13 protein-coding genes are annotated in these 18,266 nt (G+C 62.4%); 8 read left to right on the top strand and 5 right to left on the bottom strand.

The window, feature by feature from the left end:
• Window positions 1-82: 82 nt before the first annotated feature.
• Together GIV26_RS02360 and GIV26_RS02355 are read right to left on the bottom strand one after the other, a co-directional pair.
• Complete coding sequence (locus GIV26_RS02360) at window positions 83-3,157, bottom strand: efflux RND transporter permease subunit (protein ID WP_236279419.1); 3,075 nt, start codon at window positions 3,155-3,157, stop codon at window positions 83-85.
• Between the two features lie 2 nt (window positions 3,158-3,159).
• On the bottom strand, window positions 3,160-4,266 hold the full coding sequence (locus GIV26_RS02355) for an efflux RND transporter periplasmic adaptor subunit (RefSeq protein ID WP_236279418.1): 1,107 nt from the start codon (window positions 4,264-4,266) through the stop codon (window positions 3,160-3,162).
• A gap of 100 nt (window positions 4,267-4,366) precedes the next feature.
• Here GIV26_RS02355 and GIV26_RS02350 point away from each other — a divergent pair, with 100 nt between their 5' ends.
• The 4 genes from GIV26_RS02350 (at window position 4,367) to GIV26_RS02335 (ending at window position 8,671) form a co-directional block, all read left to right on the top strand.
• Window positions 4,367-5,572 (top strand): multidrug effflux MFS transporter, encoded by a 1,206-nt coding sequence (locus tag GIV26_RS02350; protein ID WP_236279417.1) that lies wholly within the window; start codon window positions 4,367-4,369, stop codon window positions 5,570-5,572.
• A gap of 76 nt (window positions 5,573-5,648) precedes the next feature.
• Complete coding sequence (locus GIV26_RS02345) at window positions 5,649-6,515, top strand: pirin family protein (RefSeq protein ID WP_034125786.1); 867 nt, start codon at window positions 5,649-5,651, stop codon at window positions 6,513-6,515.
• Between the two features lie 179 nt (window positions 6,516-6,694).
• Entirely contained in the window at window positions 6,695-8,140 is a 1,446-nt protein-coding gene (locus GIV26_RS02340; RefSeq protein WP_054918623.1) for a mechanosensitive ion channel family protein, read from the top strand.
• A 93-nt stretch (window positions 8,141-8,233) separates the two neighbouring features.
• Window positions 8,234-8,671 (top strand): carboxymuconolactone decarboxylase family protein, encoded by a 438-nt coding sequence (locus tag GIV26_RS02335; RefSeq protein ID WP_034125784.1) that lies wholly within the window; start codon window positions 8,234-8,236, stop codon window positions 8,669-8,671.
• Window positions 8,672-8,799: 128 nt separating this feature from the next.
• Here the strand turns inward: GIV26_RS02335 and GIV26_RS02330 are convergent, their stop codons facing one another.
• Window positions 8,800-10,962 carry a TonB-dependent siderophore receptor gene (locus GIV26_RS02330; RefSeq protein WP_236279416.1) on the bottom strand — a complete coding sequence of 721 codons (2,163 nt, stop codon included), beginning with the start codon at window positions 10,960-10,962 and terminating at the stop codon, window positions 8,800-8,802.
• Window positions 10,963-11,153: 191 nt separating this feature from the next.
• Here GIV26_RS02330 and GIV26_RS02325 point away from each other — a divergent pair, with 191 nt between their 5' ends.
• Complete coding sequence (locus GIV26_RS02325) at window positions 11,154-11,933, top strand: acetoin reductase (protein ID WP_003190660.1); 780 nt, start codon at window positions 11,154-11,156, stop codon at window positions 11,931-11,933.
• Between the two features lie 41 nt (window positions 11,934-11,974).
• Here GIV26_RS02325 and GIV26_RS02320 read toward each other — a convergent pair whose 3' ends face one another.
• Complete coding sequence (locus tag GIV26_RS02320) at window positions 11,975-13,837, bottom strand: sigma-54-dependent Fis family transcriptional regulator (RefSeq protein WP_089042540.1); 1,863 nt, start codon at window positions 13,835-13,837, stop codon at window positions 11,975-11,977.
• Window positions 13,838-14,144: 307 nt separating this feature from the next.
• Here GIV26_RS02320 and GIV26_RS02315 point away from each other — a divergent pair, with 307 nt between their 5' ends.
• Genes GIV26_RS02315 through GIV26_RS02305 form a run of 3 tightly spaced genes read left to right on the top strand, consistent with a single transcriptional unit; the run spans window position 14,145 to window position 17,279 of the window.
• On the top strand, window positions 14,145-15,122 hold the full coding sequence (locus tag GIV26_RS02315) for a thiamine pyrophosphate-dependent dehydrogenase E1 component subunit alpha (protein ID WP_034125780.1): 978 nt from the start codon (window positions 14,145-14,147) through the stop codon (window positions 15,120-15,122).
• A 37-nt stretch (window positions 15,123-15,159) separates the two neighbouring features.
• Window positions 15,160-16,179, top strand: a complete 1,020-nt coding sequence (locus tag GIV26_RS02310) for an alpha-ketoacid dehydrogenase subunit beta (protein ID WP_054896571.1) — start codon at window positions 15,160-15,162, stop codon at window positions 16,177-16,179.
• Entirely contained in the window at window positions 16,176-17,279 is a 1,104-nt protein-coding gene (locus GIV26_RS02305) for an acetoin dehydrogenase dihydrolipoyllysine-residue acetyltransferase subunit (protein WP_236279415.1), read from the top strand. Before GIV26_RS02310 ends, GIV26_RS02305 begins: the two co-directional genes overlap by 4 nt.
• Before the next feature lie 59 nt (window positions 17,280-17,338).
• Here GIV26_RS02305 and GIV26_RS02300 read toward each other — a convergent pair whose 3' ends face one another.
• Entirely contained in the window at window positions 17,339-18,235 is an 897-nt protein-coding gene (locus GIV26_RS02300) for a helix-turn-helix domain-containing protein (protein ID WP_236279414.1), read from the bottom strand.
• Between the last annotated feature and the right edge of the window lie 31 nt (window positions 18,236-18,266).

Genomic DNA, 18,266 nt, shown 5'->3' with positions numbered 1-18,266 from the left:
CGAACACCACCATCTGCAATCCCTCGCACTGTTTGATCAGGCGAGGGACTTTGCAGCGGTGGAAAGCGGAGGGGAGTAGAGCTTATCCGGCAGTTACGTGGGACGTTTCAGCAACCTTGTCGCGCAGTACCAGGCTGCACAGCGCCGGCAGGAACAACAGCGTCAACACCGTGCCTACCAGCACACCGCCAATCAGCACATAAGCCAGCGACGACCAGAACACCGACAGCGTCAACGGAATGAACGCCAGCGCCGCCGCCAGTGCGGTCAGGATCACCGGGCGGGCACGCCGCACGGTGGCTTCGATAATGGCCTCGCGAATCGCCATGCCGTGGTCCTGGTTCTGGCGGATCTGGTCGGTAAAGATCAGCGTGTTGCGCATCAGGATGCCGCCGATGCCGATCAGTCCAAGAATTGCGTTGAAGCCGAACGGCTGGTTGAACAGCAGCAAGGTCGGCACTGCACCAATCAGGCCCAAAGGCGCGGTAGCGAACACCATGAACATCACGCCGAACGAGCGCACCTGGAACATGATCACCGTGAGGGTCAGCAGGATCATGATCGGAAACAGCGCCGCCAGGGCCACGTTGGCCTTGGCGCTTTCCTCAACCGGGCCGCCGATGTCGATTTTGTAACCGCTGGGCAGCTTGGCGATCAGCGGTTGCAGGTCTTTGTACACCGCCATTTCCACATCGGGCGGTTGTACGCCGTCGATGATGTCGGCGCGTACCTCCACGGTGGTGGCGCGGTCGCGGCGCTTGAGGATCGGTTCTTCCATCACCGCCTGAAAATGCCCGACCTGTGCCAGCGGCACCGACGTACCGGCGCTGTTGGTCAGCGTCATGTTGTTGAGGTTGGCCAGGTCTTCGCGTTGGCTGCCTTGGGCGCGGGCCACCACTGAGACGGTGCGGTTGCCTTCGCGAACTTCGGTGATCGGGTTGCCGCTGAGCAGGGCGTTGAGTTGGGACTTGACCTCGTCGGGGGTAAAACCCAGCAAGCGCAAGCGATCCTGGTCCAGCACCAGGCGATAACCGCTGGCACGCTCGCCCCATTCTAGGAAGGTGTCTCTGGTCAGCGTGTTGCCGGCCACGACCTGACGCACGTCTTCAGACAGCCCGCGCAGCACATTCAGGTCGGGCCCCGAGACGCGAAACACCACCGGGAACGGCACCGGCGGGCCGAAGACGAGCTGCGTGACCCGTACCCGCGCCGACGGAAATTCGCCTGCCGCAATGCGCTCGCGCATCCGCAGTTTCAGCGCGTCGCGGGCGTGGGAGTCCGGGGTTTGCACGATCAACTTGGCGAACGCCGGGTCCGGCATTTCAGGGTTCAACGACAGGAAAAACCGCGGTGCACCGCCGCCCACATAGGTGTCGACCATACTGGTCTGCGGCTCTTGCAACAGCGCCTTCTCCACCTGCGCCGCCACGGCTTCGGTGCTTTTGAACGCGCTGCCGGGTGGCATATACACTTCCAGAATCAGCTCCGAGCGGTCGGAGTCCGGGAAGAACTGTTTCTTCACCACCGCCATACCCAGGCCGCATACCACGAACGCGGCCACCACCATGCCGGTCACCAGCCAGCGCCCGCGCACGCAGGCCTCCACCAGGCTGCGCAGTTTCTGGTAGTAGCGCCCGGCATAAATCGCATCATGCCCGCCGGGCACTGGCTTGATCTGCGGCAACAACTTCACGCCCAGGTAAGGCGTAAACACCACGGCCACCAGCCAGGATGAAATCAGGGCGAAACCCACGATCCAGAAGATATTGCCGGCGTATTCACCCGCCCCGGAACGCGCAAACCCAACCGGCAGAAAACCGATGATGGTGACCAGGGTGCCGGTCAGCATCGGCGCCGCCGTTGAGCTCCAGGCGTAGGTGGCCGCGTGGATGCGGTCAAAGCCTTCTTCGAGTTTGACCACCATCATCTCGATGGCAATGATCGCGTCGTCCACCAACAGGCCCAGGGAGATGATCAATGCGCCGAGGGTCACGCGATCGAATTCACGGCCGGTGACCAGCATGATCACGAACACGATCGACAGCGTAAGCGGCACGGCCGCCGCCACCACCAGCCCCACGCGAAAGCCCAGGGCCAATAGGCTGATCAGCATCACCACCGCCAGGGCCACGAAGAATTTGAGCATGAACTCGTTGACCGCCAGGCTGATGTTTTTCGCCTGGTCGGAGACTTTGGCGAAGTTCACGCCCAGCGGCAGGTCGGCCTGGATTCTGGCTTCCTGGGCCTGCAGGCTCTTGTCCAGTTCCAAGCCGTTCCAGTGCTTCTCCATGATCACGCCCAGCATCAACGCCGGGTCGCCCTGATGGCGGATGCGATAACTGGGCGGGTCTTCATAACCGCGGCTCACGGTGGCCACATCGGCGATGCGCAATACGCGGCCATTGACTTGCAGGGGCACGTTTTCGATCAGCGCGAGGCTGTCGAACGCGCCGTCGATGCGGATATAAGCGCGGGCGCCCGCCGTTTCGACGAAGCCTGAGGGCGCCACGGCATTTTGTGCGGCGAGGGCGGCGAAGATCTGTTCGGGCTTGATGCCCAGGGTTGCCAGGCGCTCATAGGAGAACTCGACAAACACGCGCTGGGCCTGCTCGCCAAGGATATTGACCTTCTTCACCCCAGGCAGGTTGAGCAAACCCTGGCGTAGCTCTTCGGCCATTTGCACTTGTTGGCGATGGGGCAGGTGTTCGGCTTCCAGGGCGTACAACGCAAAGTACACGTCGGAATATTCATCGTTGAAAAACGGCCCGATCACGCCCTTGGGCAGGCGCGTGGCTTCGTCGCTGAGTTTTTTGCGGGTCTGGTAGAACAGCTCCTGAATCTCGCTCGGGCGCGTGGACTCCAGGAAGGTCATGCGCATCGACACAAAGCCTGGCTGGGCGATGGTCTCGACGCGATCGTAGTAGTCCAGTTCCTGCAGGCGCTTTTCCAGACGGTCGGCTACTTGCTCCTGCATCTCCTGGGCGGTGGCGCCGGGCCAGGCGGCGGTGATGGTCATGACCTTGACGGTAAACGAAGGGTCTTCGGCTCGCCCCAGTTTGCCGAACGCGAAGACCCCGGCAACGAGGATCGCAATCAGCAAGAACAAGGTGACGGCGCGGTGCTTGACGGCCAGCTCGGAGAGGTTGATCCCGCGCATACTCATTGATCCTGCTTACGGTTGAGGGCCAGGGCCTGGGCGGGCAGCAAGCGCACCGTGTCGCCGCTGTGCAACAGGTGAGCGCCGAGGGCGACGATGGTTTGGCCGGGTGTTACGCCGCTGTCGAGCAAGGCGTCTTCCTGGCCGAGGCTGGCGACCTTCACCGGGGCGAAGCTGATCTTTTGATCATCGCCAATCAGCCAGACGCCCGTGTCTTGCCCCGCATCCTGCAAGGCGCCAATCGGCACGCGGGTTTGCAGGGGCTGGCCGTTGCCTTGCAGGCGCACGGTGATGGTGGAGCCGAGGGCGAAGCGCTCGACCGAACCCTGCAGCACGTAACGTGCGCGGTAGGTGCGGGTGACCGGGTCGGCGCTGGCGGACAGTTCGCGCAGGGTGGCGGTCACGGCCTGGTCCGCTGCGCCAAAGGGAAACGCCAGGGCTTTTTGCGCAGCCAGGTCACGCCGGTTCTCCGGCAGGTTGACGATGGCTTCGCGGGCGCCGTCATGGGCCAGGCGCGCCACGGTTTGCCCTTCGGCCACCACTTGGCCGCGATCGGCCAGCACGTCGGTGATGATGCCGTCGCCATCGGCCTTGAGTACCGAATAAGTGCGACGGTTTTCGATCTGGCTGGCATCCGATTGCGCCGCGGCCAGTTCGGCCTGGGCGACGCGCAGGTTGGTGGCCGACTGGTCGAAGATCTGCCGCGACACCGCGCCGGTGCTGGCCAGGCGCTGGTAACGGTTTTCATCGTCACGACGCTGGCGCAGTTGGGCCTGGGCGGCGTTGACGCGGTTCTTGGCCGAGCGAAGCGCCAGTTCGAAGTCGCCGATGTCCAGCACCAACAGGGTGTCACCACGGGAGACGTGCTGGCCGGGGTCGACCTTGCGCTCGATCACCTTGCCGCTGACCCGAAAGCCCAGGTCACTTTCAGTGCGTGCCGCCACCACGCCGGTATAGGCGCTTTGCTGGGTGCCGGCTGCTTCGACTGTGGCGGCCAGCACCGGGCGCGATGTGGGCGCCTGGGCGGCGCTGTCGGCCTTGCTGTTACAGCCACTGAGGACCACCAGCAGAGCCAGTGGCGTGAGAAGGCGCAGGGGGAGAGGGGGCATGACGAACTCCAGGGTGACCATAGGGCAAAAAATTATGGACATAATTTTTCGCTCATATTATGGTCGAAATATAAATTAATCCAGCCCCCGAATACTCCCCATGGCAAACGCCCCGGCACCCTCACGCAGCTTGCTGTTCTTGCTGGTTGCCCTCACCGCATTGGGTGAAGTCTCGACGCAACTGATCATCCCCGGCCTGGGTGCCATCGAGCACGCGCTGCTGGCGCCGCAAGGCTCGGCACTGATGGCGCTGTCGGCATTCGTTGCTGCGTTTGGCCTGGGGCAGCTACTGTTCGGGCCGCTGTCGGATCGCATCGGCCGGCGGCCAGTCTTGATCGGGGGCCTGGCGCTCTACGTAGTGGCGACGCTGGCGATGCTGCTGGTCACCGACATCCAGCAATTTATCGCCGCCCGGGTGTTGCAAGGCCTGGGCGCGTGCGCCGCGCTGGTACTAGCGCGTACAGTCGTGCGCGATGTGTGGAAAGCCGAGGCAGGCCCGGCCCTGGCGCTGACGATGATCGGCATGTTGTATGCCATCGTCGTTGCGCCGATAGCGGGGGGCTTGCTGATCAAATTGCTGGGTTGGCGTGCGCCCATCGCCCTGGCGTTGGTGATCGGCAGCCTGGTGTTATTGCTGGCGCTGCTGTTCTTTCGCGAGAGCAACCATCACCTCGATCCCAGGGCCGCACACTGGCGCACCCTCGGCGGGCAGTATCTGGATCTGCTCAAGGGGCGCCAGTACCGCGCTTACGCTGTGGCCCTGGCGTGTACATACGGTGCGATGTTTGCGGTGATCGCCGGTTCATCGGCGGTGTTTATCAACCTGCTGGGGTTCAGCAGCCTTGAGTACGGGCTCAACTTCGGGCTGATTGTGTCGATGCTGATCGTCGGCTCCACTTATACCCGGCGTAACATTCAGCGCTTGGGGCCGCAGCGCATTGTGGCGAAGGGTGTGACGATGGTGGCGGTGGGCGGGGTGGCAGCCCTGGCGATTTACCTAGTGTTCGGGTTGTCGGTAGTGGGGCTGGATATTCCCATCGCCCTGGTCACGCTCGGCGGCGGCCTGGTGCTGCCGGGATCCGTTACCGGGGCCGTGATGCCCAATGCGCACCGTGCGGGTTTAGCCGCCGGGCTCATGGGATTTGCACAGATGTTCGGCGCCACGTGCAGCGGGTTGTTGCTGAGCCAGTTACGCGATGGCAGTGCCGCGCCGATGATCGTTATCCAGGCCGGGTTTGCACTGTCGGCACTGGTTGCCTTTCAACTGCTGCGCCAACGCCAGGTTAAAACGCTGTCCTATATATAGAACGATCAGGGCCATTTTTACCGGCTAGTGCTCAAGGGTGAGGCGATTTAAGGTGTACTCACTTTGGAGGTACACCATGAAAAAGCTGATTGGTATCTACACCAGCCCCCGCGCCCACTGGGTCGGCGACGGCTTCCCGGTACGCACGCTGTTTTCCTACGACACCATGGGCAAGCACATCAGCCCATTCCTGTTGCTGGATCACGCAGGTCCAGCCGAATTCACCCCGACTGAACAACGTCGCGGCGTCGGCCAGCACCCGCATCGCGGTTTTGAAACCGTGACCATCGTCTACGACGGCGAAGTCGAGCACCGCGATTCTACCGGTGCCGGCGGCAAAATCGGCCCGGGCGATGTGCAATGGATGACCGCAGCCAAAGGGATCCTGCACGAAGAGTTTCACTCCCAAGACTTCGCCCGTAGTGGCGGCGCACTGGAGATGGTGCAACTGTGGGTCAACCTGCCGGCCAAGGACAAAATGGCGGATGCCGGTTACCAGACCATCGTCGATGGCGACATTCCGGTGCTGCCATTGGCAAACGACGCCGGCCACCTGCGCCTGATCGCCGGGAAATTTGCCGGTACTCAAGGCCCGGCCCGCACCTTCACTCCGATAGACGTATGGGACTTGCGCCTCAACGCCGGTAAAGCGGTCACGCTGGACCTGCACGCCGGGCGTAACACCGCCTTGGTGGTGCTCAGCGGCACGTTGTTGATCAATGGCGAAGAAGTCGCACGCCAGGGGCAATTGGCCCTGTTCGAGCGCGACGGTAAGCAACTGACCCTGGAGTCCAACGACGACGCCAAGGTGCTGCTGCTCAGCGGCGAACCCATCGACGAGCCCATCGTCGGGCACGGTCCGTTCGTGATGAACACCGAGCAGGAGATTCACCAGGCATTTGCCGACTTTCAGTCGGGCCAGTTCGGGCAAATGCACGCCTGACGGTTCACCGCCACTCCCTGTAGGAGCGAGCTTGCTCGCGAAGAACTTCAACATACCGCGTTCAATCAGACAGCACGCGTTATCGTTGTGGTTTTTCGCGAGCAAGCTCGCTCCTACATTTTGTTTCCAGGTTTCTGATTTCATGCGATCTTCTCGGCATTCGCCCTGGAGTCGCCTGGATGCCCTCATTTATCGCTGATCACCCGATGCTGTGCGCCGTGGCGTTGATCCTGATCGACATCGCCGTGTGGCGCCTTATTTCCGCCAACCTGGCTAACTGGAAACTCGCAGCGCGGCTGGTGATTTTCGCGGTGTTCAGTGCCGTGTTGTTCAACGACGGCATGAACCCCATGCAAGCGGCGCCCTATGCCGATGACACCACCTTGCATCTGGCCGCCACGGCGCTGCAGATCGGCTGGTGGTTGTTCGCCGCGCGCACCCTCACGGTATTGCTCGGCGCGGTGATGATGCAGCGGGTCGGCCATACCGGGCGTTTGTTGCAGGACCTGATGGGCGCAGTGATTTTCCTCATTGCGATCATCGCCGCCATGGCCTACGTGCTCGACCTGCCGGTCAAGGGCGTGCTGGCCACCTCCGGCGCCGTGGCGATCATCGTCGGCCTGGCCTTGCAAAGCACCCTGAGCGATGTGTTTTCCGGGATCGTCCTCAATACCACCAAGCCTTACCAGATCGATGACTGGATCTCCATCGACGGCACCGAAGGCCGTGTCACCGATATCGACTGGCGCGCCACGCGCCTGCAAACCTCCCAGGGCAGCCTGGCGGTGATCCCCAACTCCCTGGCGGCCAAGGCCAAGATCATCAACTTCTCGCGTCCGGCGGACATGTTCGGCCTGGCGGTCAGCCTGCAAGTCAGCCCCCATGCGCGCCCGCAAACCGTGATCGAAGCGCTGGAGCGTGCGATGCAGGGCTGCCGGCCGTTGCTGGCCCAGCCGGCGCCCAGCGTCGCGTTCAAGGCGTCCACCGGCAGTGGCGTGGAATATGAGATCAGCGGCTTTGTGCCGGCCATGGGCCTCAAGCGCGAAACCCGCAACCAGCTTTACGACCTGGCCTACCGGCATTTGCAGGCGGCGGGCGTGGGGCTGTTGTCCGCCACCGAAGGCAGCACGCCGCCTGCGGTGTCTGGCGCCCGCGCCTTGCTGGAGCGCTCGACGATCTTCTCCACCTTGCGCCAGGAAGAAAAAGACACCTTCAGCCAGAACATGACCCTGCACACCTACCGCGCCGGTGAGATGATCCTGGCGGCGGGGGAGGTCAGCGATCACCTGTTTATCATCGAGTCCGGCGTGGTCTCGGTGCTGTTGATCAAGGACGGGCACAAGTTCGAGGCTGGGCGCATGGGCCCTGGGGAGGTGATCGGTGAGTCCGGCATTCTCTCCGACCAGGCGGCGCTGGCGGATTTTTCGGCCAAGACCTACTGCACGCTCTACCGCATCGAAAATGAATACCTCAAGCCGTGCCTGGACGCCCGGCATGATATCGGCGAAGCCATGAAGGCGCTGCTGGACTTCCGCCGCCATGCCGCCCAGGCCCTGACCGAAGACGCGCCCGTGGTACCGGTCAAGAAGGGCTTCATCCAGTGGCTGAGGAACCGCGGTCTGTAGATTGGTCACCTGTTCTTCGCCCGGATTGGCTATTTCTCCAGAACGCTGCGCTGACTACTCTGCGCACCTATCCCAACGTTCTGGAGATTCACCATGCAAACCCGTACCGATTTCTATACCGCCTCCCCGGACGCCATGAAAGCCATGCTCGCCCTGGAAGCGGCGGTGGGCAAACTCTCCATCGAACTGCCACTGCTGGAACTGGTGCGCTTGCGCGTATCGCAGATCAACGGCTGCGCGTTCTGCCTCGACATGCACACCGCCGATGCGCGCAAGGGCGGCGAGACCGAACGGCGCCTGTACACCGTGTCGGCCTGGCGTGAAACGCCATTTTTCACCCCACGTGAACGCGCCGCGCTGGCCTGGGCCGAAAGCCTGACGCTGCTCAGCCACACCCACGCCCCCGACGAAGACTTCAACGCCCTGGCTGCGCAGTTCAGCCCCCAGGAACAAGTGGACCTGAGCGTCGCCATCGCCACCATCAACAGCTGGAACCGCCTGGCGGTGGGCTTTCGCAAGATGCCCAAGTAACGATCAGAGAGTTGCTGCTTTTTGTGGCGAGGGAGCTTGCTCCCGCTCGACAGCGAAGCTGGAGCCGGCTTTTTGGGGGCGCTACGCACCCCAGCGGGAGCAAGCTCCCTCGCCACAGAGTCGGGGGTTCAGAAGTTTACTGAAGCACTCAGGCGCGCCGTCAGCGGTGCGCCCTGGAACAGGTAGTCATCGCCCATGTATTCGCCGGCGTCGCGCCAGTAGCGCTTGTCGAACAGGTTATCGACGCTCAGGCGAAACACGGTCTCGTAGCCATCGACCTTGGTGGTGTAGCGGCTACCGACGTTGACCACCGCGTAGTCGCCCACTTCCACGTTGCCGGTGCGATTGGCGGACTTCTTGGCGCTGTATTGCACGCCGCCCAATACCGCCAGGCCGTTGACCCAGGGCAGGGCGTAGTCGGCGTAAAGACTGGCGCGCAGCTTGGGCACGTTGATCGCCTGATGGCCTTCGTATTCCTGCGTGCCGCTGCCGCTCACCCGCGCTCGGATCGCGGCCACGCTGGTGGCGATCTGCAGACGGTCGGTGGCCCAGCCGTTGGCGGACAATTCAATCCCGGTGTTTTTTTGCTGGCCCTGCTGCACGTAGTTGAACGTGCCACCTTCGGGCTTGGCGTATTGGTAAGCCTGGCGCGTCTGGAACACAGCGGCGGCGAAGCTGATACGGCGCCAGTCGTATTTCACTCCGGCTTCGATCTGGCGCGAGACGGTGGGGGCGAGTGTTTCATCGGCATTGTTTGCAAACCACGGCGCGGTGCCGCCCAGGGACAGTCCCTTGCTGTAGCTGGTGTACAGCGAAACGTTGTCCACTGGCTTGTAGAACAACGAGGCCTGGGGCAGGAACACGTACTGTTGGGTGTGGCGTGTCTGGTTGCCAGTGACGCTGTCGAAGGCTTTTTCGTCCAGGCGCACTTCACGGCCGCCGAGGATGGTTTGCCAGTGCTCGTTGAAGCGGATGCGGTCGGTGACGAACAGCCCGTACTGGCGGCTGTCGAGGTTGCGGTGGCTGTCGTTCAACGGCTTGTCGGTCGGGGGAAAGCTCGGCACCTCTTCGTTGATATTGGCGGTGCCGATGAATTCGTTGACCGACTTGCGTTTGTCGATCACTCGGCGAAACGCGCTGCTGCCAAAGGTCAGTTCATGGCCGATGCCGGCAGTGTCGAAGAGGCCGGTCATGGCCGCCTGGATTTCGTCGTCGCGGCGAGTGTCGTCCGGGCTGCGGTAGTCGTAGACGTCGTAATTGCCTTCGGGGCTGAAGTAGTTCGGCACGCTGGCGGCACTGCAACTGGCCGAACCATAGCAACCCCAGGCAAACGAGCTGTAGTCATCAATCACCACCTTGCTACGCGCCGCGCTGACACTGCCTTTCCACTGATCGCTGAAACGGTACTCGAACTTGCCGTTGAGGTTCAGCGAATCAATCCCGACCTGCTTGCCGCCCGTCTGGTGCCCCAACAGCTTCTTCGGTGAAGCACCGTGGGGCACTTCGGTGCCCCCCAGCAGTTGATACCCCGGTACCGAACGCTGTTGCTTGTTCTGGTATTCGGCGTCCAGTTGCAGCACGGCGTCGGGGCTGATGTTCCAGTCAAAGGCCAGGGACACGAAATCGCGCTGGCCGTTGGCGTGTTCCACATAGGCATTGAGGTCTTCATGGGCGACGTTGGCACGCAGGCCGAACTGCTGCTCGCTGCCAAACCAGCCGCCGACATCGGTGGCGATATAACCGCTGCCGCGATCATCGGTGGACACCGTCACCGAGCGCACATCCTGGGGGCGTTTGGTCACGTAGTTGATCACCCCGCTAGGCTCGGAAATGCCGCTCTGCAAACCCGCCAGGCCCTTGAGCACTTCCACCTGCTGCTTGTTCTCCAGCGCGACGTTCTGCTCGCCGGTGATGGTGCGCCCATTGATCTTGTAACTGCTGGCCGCGTTCAGCGAAAAGCCACGCACCACGAAATTCTCGTAATAACCGATAGGCGCATAACTGTCGCCCACTGAGGCATCGTTGCGCAGCACTTCACTGAGCAAGCGTGCCTGCTGGTCCTTGATCAGCGCGGCGTTGATCACGGTGATCGAGGCGGGGGTGTCCAACAGCGGCGCTTCATCAAAGCCGCCCACCGACGCGGTTTCACTGCGGTAGCCCGACTCATCCTGGCCCTGGACCTTTACCGTCGGCAACTCGATCTCGGCGGCCAGGCTGCTGCCGATGCCGCCACTGAGCAACAGGCCGAGGGCGAAACGTGAAGTGACGACGGGGCGAAAACGCAAAACCATGGGGCAAGGCCTTAAAGCGCTGGGCGGGGGGCGCCTAAGCTAGGCATAAGCGCGGCCTTTTACAAGCTTTCGCGCAAGGTTCGCACGGCGAGACAACCCGTCTCAGCTCCGATGCCGATCCTGTTGCGGCTCGACAGCCAGGCGCCGGCTTGCGATAGACAAGGCTCCCCTCATCGTTTCAGGAGATTGTCATGGGTATCGCAGGTAAAGTCGCGCTGGTCACCGGCGCCGGGCAGGGCATAGGCCGGGCTATTGCCATGCGCCTTGCACAGGACGGCGCCGATGTCGCGTTGGTGGACATTGACGGCGCCAAGCTCAACGCCGTGGCCGCCGAAATCGTCGCCACCGGCCGCAAAGCCTCTGTGTTCATCGCTGATGTATCCAGACGCGAACAGGTGACGGCTGCGGTAGAGCATGCCCACCAGACGCTGGGCGGATTCGACATCATCGTCAATAACGCCGGAGTGGCGCAGATCGACTCATTGCTCGATGTCAGCCCGCAGCAGGTCGAGCGCACCCTGGATATCAACGTCAAGGGCGTGCTGTGGGGGATCCAGGCGGCCGCCAACAAATTCAAGGCGCTCAAGCACAAGGGCAAAATCATCAATGCTTGTTCAATCGCAGGGCATGAAGGCTTTGCGCTGTTAGGGGTCTACTCGGCGAGCAAATTCGCGGTGCGCGCCTTGACCCAGGCGGCGGCCAAGGAACTGGCGAGCGCGGGGATCACGGTAAACGCCTATTGCCCCGGTGTGGTGGGCACCGATATGTGGGTTGAGATCGACAAGCGCATGGCCGAGATTACCGGGGCGCAGGTGGGGGCAACCTACAAGCAGTACGTGGATGGGATTGCCTTGGGCCGTGCGCAAACGCCGGAGGATGTGGCGGGGTTTGTGGCATTTCTGGCAGGCCCGGACGCAGACTATATGACCGGGCAGGCGCCGTTGATCGACGGTGGCCTGGTCTACCGCTGACAGCGTGGTCGACTCGCCTGCGTGGGAGTCGACCCCTTGTATCAGTGGGTTTTGCCGGGCATATCAATACCCAGTTGGTTCACGCGTCGGTACAGGGTTGCCCTTGAAATCCCCAGGGCCTGTGCCGCAGGCGAGGGTTTCCAGCGATGGCGAATCAACGCATCCAGAACCATTTGACGCTCGGGGCTGGCGCTTTGCTCTTCCAGCCCTTGAGGCTGCTCGCCCCGGATTTCAATCGGCAAATCCACCACTTGCAGCGTAGTGCCTTCGCACACCGCACAGGCGTACGCCAGCACATGCCGCAGTTGCCGCACATTGCCCGGCCACGCATAACCCAGTAGCAATTGCAGTGTGGCCTGGCCGATGCCCAACGACACGCCACTGTTACGCGCCTCTTGCTCCAACAGCCGATTGATCAGGGCCAGCTTATCGGTGCGTTCGCGCAACGGCGGCAGGCAGAAGCGCGCACAACCCAGGCGAAAGTACAGGTCTTCACGGAATCGGCCCGCGCTGACCAGCGCCGCCAAATCGCGGTGGCTGGCGCAGATCACCTGAATGTTCACCACGCGGGTTTTCGCTGCGCCCAACGGCGCGACTTCACCCTCGGCCAGCACCCTCAGCAACCGTGTCTGCAACGCCAGCGGCATATCGCCGATTTCGTCGAGGAACAACGTACCGCCGTCGGCTTTCAGTAGCAGCCCGCTCATGCCTTTGCTGGACGCTCCGGTGAAGGCGCCGGGCGAATAGCCGAACAGCTCGCTTTCAATCAGGCTTTCGGGAATCGCCGCGCAGTTCACCGCCACAAACGGCCCGTCCCGGCGCGTGCTGTGCTCATGCAACTGGCGGGCGAAGACTTCTTTGCCGACGCCGGTTTCACCTTGCACCAGCACGGGCAGGTTGCGGTCCTTGACCCGCGCAGCCAAGCGCAGGTGCTCCTGGATCCGCGGGTCGACTTGAGTCTCTGGCAGCGCCCGAACCGAGGGGCGTCGGGGTGCATTGACCCTCACGTGTACCGCGTCGGGCTTGCCCAGCCAGTGCAACTGCCGGGTTGACTGATCAGTGGCTGCACGCAATGCATCCACATCGAACACTTCGCCGATATGCTCAGGCAGCTGGCCAAAGCGCAAGCGCAGGGCTTGACGCGCCTTGCTGTTCAAGGCGTGCAGACGTCCGTCCTGGTCCCAGGCCAGCAGCAGGTCGGGTTGGCTGTCGACAAAGCCTGGAGTGCTATGGGCTTGTAATACCCAGTGCTGCCGGGCGCTGTGCATGAAAAAAGCGTTTTCGATGGCCTGGGCGCTCTGCGCCACCATCTGCCGTATCAGGTGCTGGCTGCCGCGGTCATCCGGCGACTTGAGCGCCGAGACATCCAGCACACCCAACAGGTGGCCCTGCGGGTCGAAGATGGGCGCAGCCGAACACGTCAGGCCGATAAACGCTGCGCGAAAGTGATCACGCTTGTGCACCGTCACCGCTGTTTTACTGGTCAGCACCGTGGCCACGCCGCAGGTGCCTTCCTCGGCTTCCGACCAGCAGGTGCCCAGGTAAAGGCCGGCCTTGCGGCAGTCGGTGCGAATGCTCGCATCGACACGGTGATCGATGGTCTGGCCCTGGGCGTCGGTGAGCATCACGCAGTAGTCGGCATGGCGCACGCGATGGTGCAACTGTGCGACTTCTTCGCCGGCGATGCGCATGAACAGCTCGGCGCGCTCGCGGCATTCCTTGAGCAAGGGTTCGCTGAGGATACGTGGACCTTGCAGGGAGCCGGGGTCCAGGCGGTGTTGCTCCATGGACCGCCGCCACGAATCGAAGATCAGCGACGGCACGGGCGCCTGGGGCAGGCGCTCGGCATTGCGGACCACGCGACTGACACAGTCGACATGCTCCCTGGAGTTCATGGCGAGCATAAAGCCTCCGGTTCTCAAGCTTTGTTGTTATGCGCGTCATTAAGCGCGCATGTGCGCCCACGGACAAGGGCACCCTGACCAACGCCTGCATTGAGACGCTGCGTCTCATGCCGCTGAGACTCAAGGGTCGAACTGCGTGGTTGCGTCTCACATTTAGCCGACCACTTGCCTGGGCATCGCTGTGTGGCGCGGCTCTGGATCAAGGCTTTGCCAGGTTTTTTCGACGGTTGGCACAAGCTGTGCTGAACAGCTTGGCACTGGCTGCAGCCAGTCTTTTGTGCGTCGAGACAACCTGGAGAACAACAAGATGTCCACCCACCTGTGCACCGATCAGTTACTGCATGCCTACACCGTGATGCGCACCATCCGCGATTTCGAAGAACGCCTGCATGTGGAGTTCGCCACCGGCGAGATCCCCGGTTTCGTTCACCTGTATGCCGGTCAGGAAGCCTGCGCCGCTGGTGTCATGGCGCATCTCAATGACGATGATTGCATCGCGTCCAACCACCGCGGCCACGGACACTGCATCGCCAAGGGCGTCGACGTGTTCGGCATGATGGCCGAAATCTATGGCAAGAAAACCGGCGTGTGTGGCGGCAAGGGCGGCTCCATGCACATCGCCGACCAGGAGAAAGGCATGCTCGGCGCCAACGGCATTGTCGGTGCCGGCGCACCGTTGGCCGCGGGGGCGGCGCTGGCTGCCAAACTCAAGGGGAGCCAGGGCGTGGCAGTGGCGTTTTTTGGCGACGGTGGCTCCAACGAAGGTGCCGTGTTCGAAGCGATGAACCTGGCGTCGATCATGCAGCTGCCGTGTCTGTTTGTCGCCGAAAACAACGGTTATGCCGAGGCCACTGGCGCCGGTTGGTCGGTGGCATGCAAAGACATCGCCGAGCGCGCCGCCGGGTTTGGTATGCCGGGGGTGATCGTCGACGGCAATGATTTTTTCGCTGTGCATGAAGCGCTCGGCGTTGCTGTGGAGCGGGCGCGCCAAGGCGACGGGCCGACACTGGTCGAGGTCAAGCTGAGCCGTTTCTACGGGCACTTCGAGGGCGATGCGCAAACCTATCGCGGCGCTGACGAAGTGAAAAACCTGCGCGAAAGCGCCGATTGCCTGGCCTTGTTCCGTCAGCGCTGCAATGCCGAAGGCTGGCTGGACGCAGCGCAGTTCGAGCGCATCGACGGTGAAGTGGCTCAGTTGATCGAAGACGCCGTGCGCCTGGCCAAAACCGATCCCAAGCCCCAGGCCGCCGACCTGCTAAGCGACGTTTACGTGGCCTACCGCTGATACCAACCCTATAAAAACAAGACGTGGAGAGAATCTAATGGCTCGTAAAATCAGCTATCAGCAGGCGATCAATGAGGCCTTGGCTCAAGAGATGGGCCGTGACCAGAGCGTATTCATCATCGGTCAGGATGTGGCCGGTGGCACCGGTTCCCCCGGTGAGCAGGACGCATGGGGCGGCGTGCTCGGCGTGACCAAGGGCTTGCACCCGCAATTTCCCGGGCGCGTGCTGGACGCACCGTTGTCTGAGGTCGGCTACGTGGGCATGGCGGTGGGCGCCGCTACCCGTGGCATGCGCCCAGTATGCGAATTGATGTTCGTCGACTTCATCGGCTGCTGCCTGGACCAGTTGCTCAACCAGGCTGCCAAGTTCCGCTATATGTTCGGTGGCAAAACCACTACACCGCTGGTGATCCGTGCCATGTACGGCGCCGGTTTGCGGGCGGCTGCCCAGCATTCGCAAATGCTCACCTCCATGTGGACGCATATCCCCGGCCTCAAGGTGGTATGCCCGGCCACGCCCTACGACGCCAAGGGCATGTTGATCCAGGCAATCCGCGACAATGACCCGGTGATTTTCCTGGAGCACAAAATGCTCTACGGCATGCAGGGCGACGTACCGCAAGAGCTGTACACGGTCCCGTTTGGCGAAGCCAACTTTGTGCGTGAGGGCAAGGATGTGACGCTGGTGACCTACGGCCGCATGCTGCATATCGCCCTGGAGGCTGCGGCCAACCTGGCGCGTCAAGGCATTGATTGTGAAGTGCTGGACCTGCGCACCACCAGCCCGCTGGATGAAGACAGCATCCTTGAAAGCGTCGAGAAAACCGGGCGCCTGGTGGTGATCGACGAATCCAACCCGCGCTGCTCGGTCGCCACCGACATCAGTGCCCTGGTGGCCCAGCGGGGGTTCGCTTTCCTGCGCGCTCCCATCGAGATGGTCACCGCGCCGCACACCCCGGTGCCGTTTTCCGATGCTCTGGAAGACCTGTACATCCCCAACGCCGCGAAGATCGAGGCCGCCGTGATGAAGATCGCCGACAAGAGGACTTCCGCATGATTCATACCCTGACCATGCCCAAATGGGGCCTGTCGATGACCGAGGGTCGCATCGATGTCTGGCTCAAACAACCCGGCGACCGAGTGGAAAAGGGCGAGGAAGTGCTGGACGTGGAGACCGACAAGATCTCCAGCAGTGTCGAGGCGCCTTTTAGCGGCGTGCTGCGTCGGGTACTGGCGCTCAGTGATGAAACCCTGCCGGTGGGCGCTCTACTGGGAATTGTGGTGGACGGCGAGGCGACAGAGGCTGAAATCGATAGCGTGATCGAACGCTTCAACGCCGGGTTCGTCTCCAGTGCCGCCGAAGCCGAAGAGGCCGGCCCCAGCGCACAAAAAGTCGAGGTAGGCGGGCGCTTGCTGCGTTATCTGGACATGGGCGAGGGCGGCACGCCGCTGGTGTTGGTGCACGGCTTCGGGGGCGATCTGAACAACTGGCTGTTCAATCAACCGGCCCTGGCCGCCGAACGCCGGGTGATTGCCCTGGACCTGCCGGGGCACGGGGAGTCGGGCAAGTCTCTGCAAACGGGAGACGCTGCCGAACTCAGTCATGCCGTACTGGCATTGCTCGACCACCTGGCGCTCGACCGTGTGCATTTGGCCGGCCACTCCATGGGTGGGCTGGTGACCCTCACCGTCGCCAGCCTGGCGCCTGCACGTATCGCCTCCATCACCTTGATCGCCAGCGCCGGTCTGGGTGCCGATATCAACGGCGATTACCTGCGAGGTTTTGTCGAAGCCAACAACCGTAACGCGCTCAAGCCGCCATTGACTCAACTGTTCAGTAACCCTGCGCTGGTGACGCGGCAGATGCTGGAGGACATGCTCAAATTCAAGCGCCTGGAAGGGGTGGATCAAGCGTTGCGCCAACTCGATCACAAGCTGTTCGATGGCGGGCGGCAGATGCTGGATCTTCGCAGCGAGGTGGGCCGCCAGCCGAGCCTGGTGATCTGGGGCAGTGACGATGCGATCATCCCGGCAAGCCACGCCCAAGGGCTGCAGGCTCAGGTGCATGTATTGCCGGGGCAGGGGCATATGGTGCAGCTGGAGGCGGCGGAGCAGGTCAATCAACTGATCTCCACCTTTTTGAAAGCGCAGCCCTGATTGAGGTTCAAGGGAGGGACGGTTTGGCCTGTCCCTCCCACAAGGTCAAGGGTGTTTTTTCAGCTGGAGCGTTTCAGGGTTTCGCTGGGCAGCTCCTGAAAAAGCGCCCGGTAGCTGTTTGAAAACCGCCCCAAATGCCAGAACGACCAATTCATCGCGACCTCGGCCACCGTGGTGTCGGTCGTGCTCAGCAACTCCCGCCGCGCCCCGTTCAAGCGGCGCAACCGCAACCACTGCGCCGGGCTCATCCCTGTGTAGGTCTTGAACCCTTGCTGCAATTGGCGCAACGGCACCCCCGCAATCTGCGCCAGTTCCAACAGGTTGGCGGTTTCATCCGGCGCATCCGCCGCCCATTCGCCGATGCGCGCCATCAATTGGCGTTCTTCGCTGCGCTTTTGCAGTGAACTGCCGTCCAGGCACACGCAGGCGTTGTCGAGGATAAACAGGCAGTCGTCGAGCAGTTGCTGGGTGAGGGCATCGCGGCTGATGGGGTCGGTCAGTGCCGACAGGCGCGTAAGGGTGCCGCTCAGCCAGCGAGTGAACAGCGCATTTTGCCGACAGGTCAGCGGTGCCATGAACAAGCCTTCGAGTTTGGCTATATCCAGGCCCTGGCGCTGGACGAACTGCGGGCCGAACACCACGGCCACTTCGCGGTAGTTTACCGGGGTGATCCAGGTGTTGCGGCTTTCGCCATTGAGCAGGTACAGCGCGTTGTCACTGGCGTCGAAACAAAACGCCAGGGCGCCGGCAGGTGCGTTGAAATGCTGCTCCACCCGGGTGTTCATGCACTCTTCGTACACCTGCACCCCGTGCAGGTCGAGGTAGCGCACCCGCCCGGCAAAATGCCCGGGGGACATCTGCTGGTACTGCTGCACCCAGCCGGGTGTCGCACTGCATTGGGCGGCCACATCGCCGGTGGCGAAGGCCTGTACGCGCAAAGCGGTTGCCTGTGTCATGGTGATCCGTGCGCACTCTATTGGTGCGTTG

Source organism: Pseudomonas sp. PA-1-3F (assembly GCF_021609665.1).
Classification (GTDB): Bacteria; Pseudomonadota; Gammaproteobacteria; order Pseudomonadales; family Pseudomonadaceae; genus Aquipseudomonas; species Aquipseudomonas paracarnis.
The sequence above is the reverse complement of the archived record's forward strand: the minus strand, read 5'-3'. Positions and strand labels throughout refer to the sequence as shown.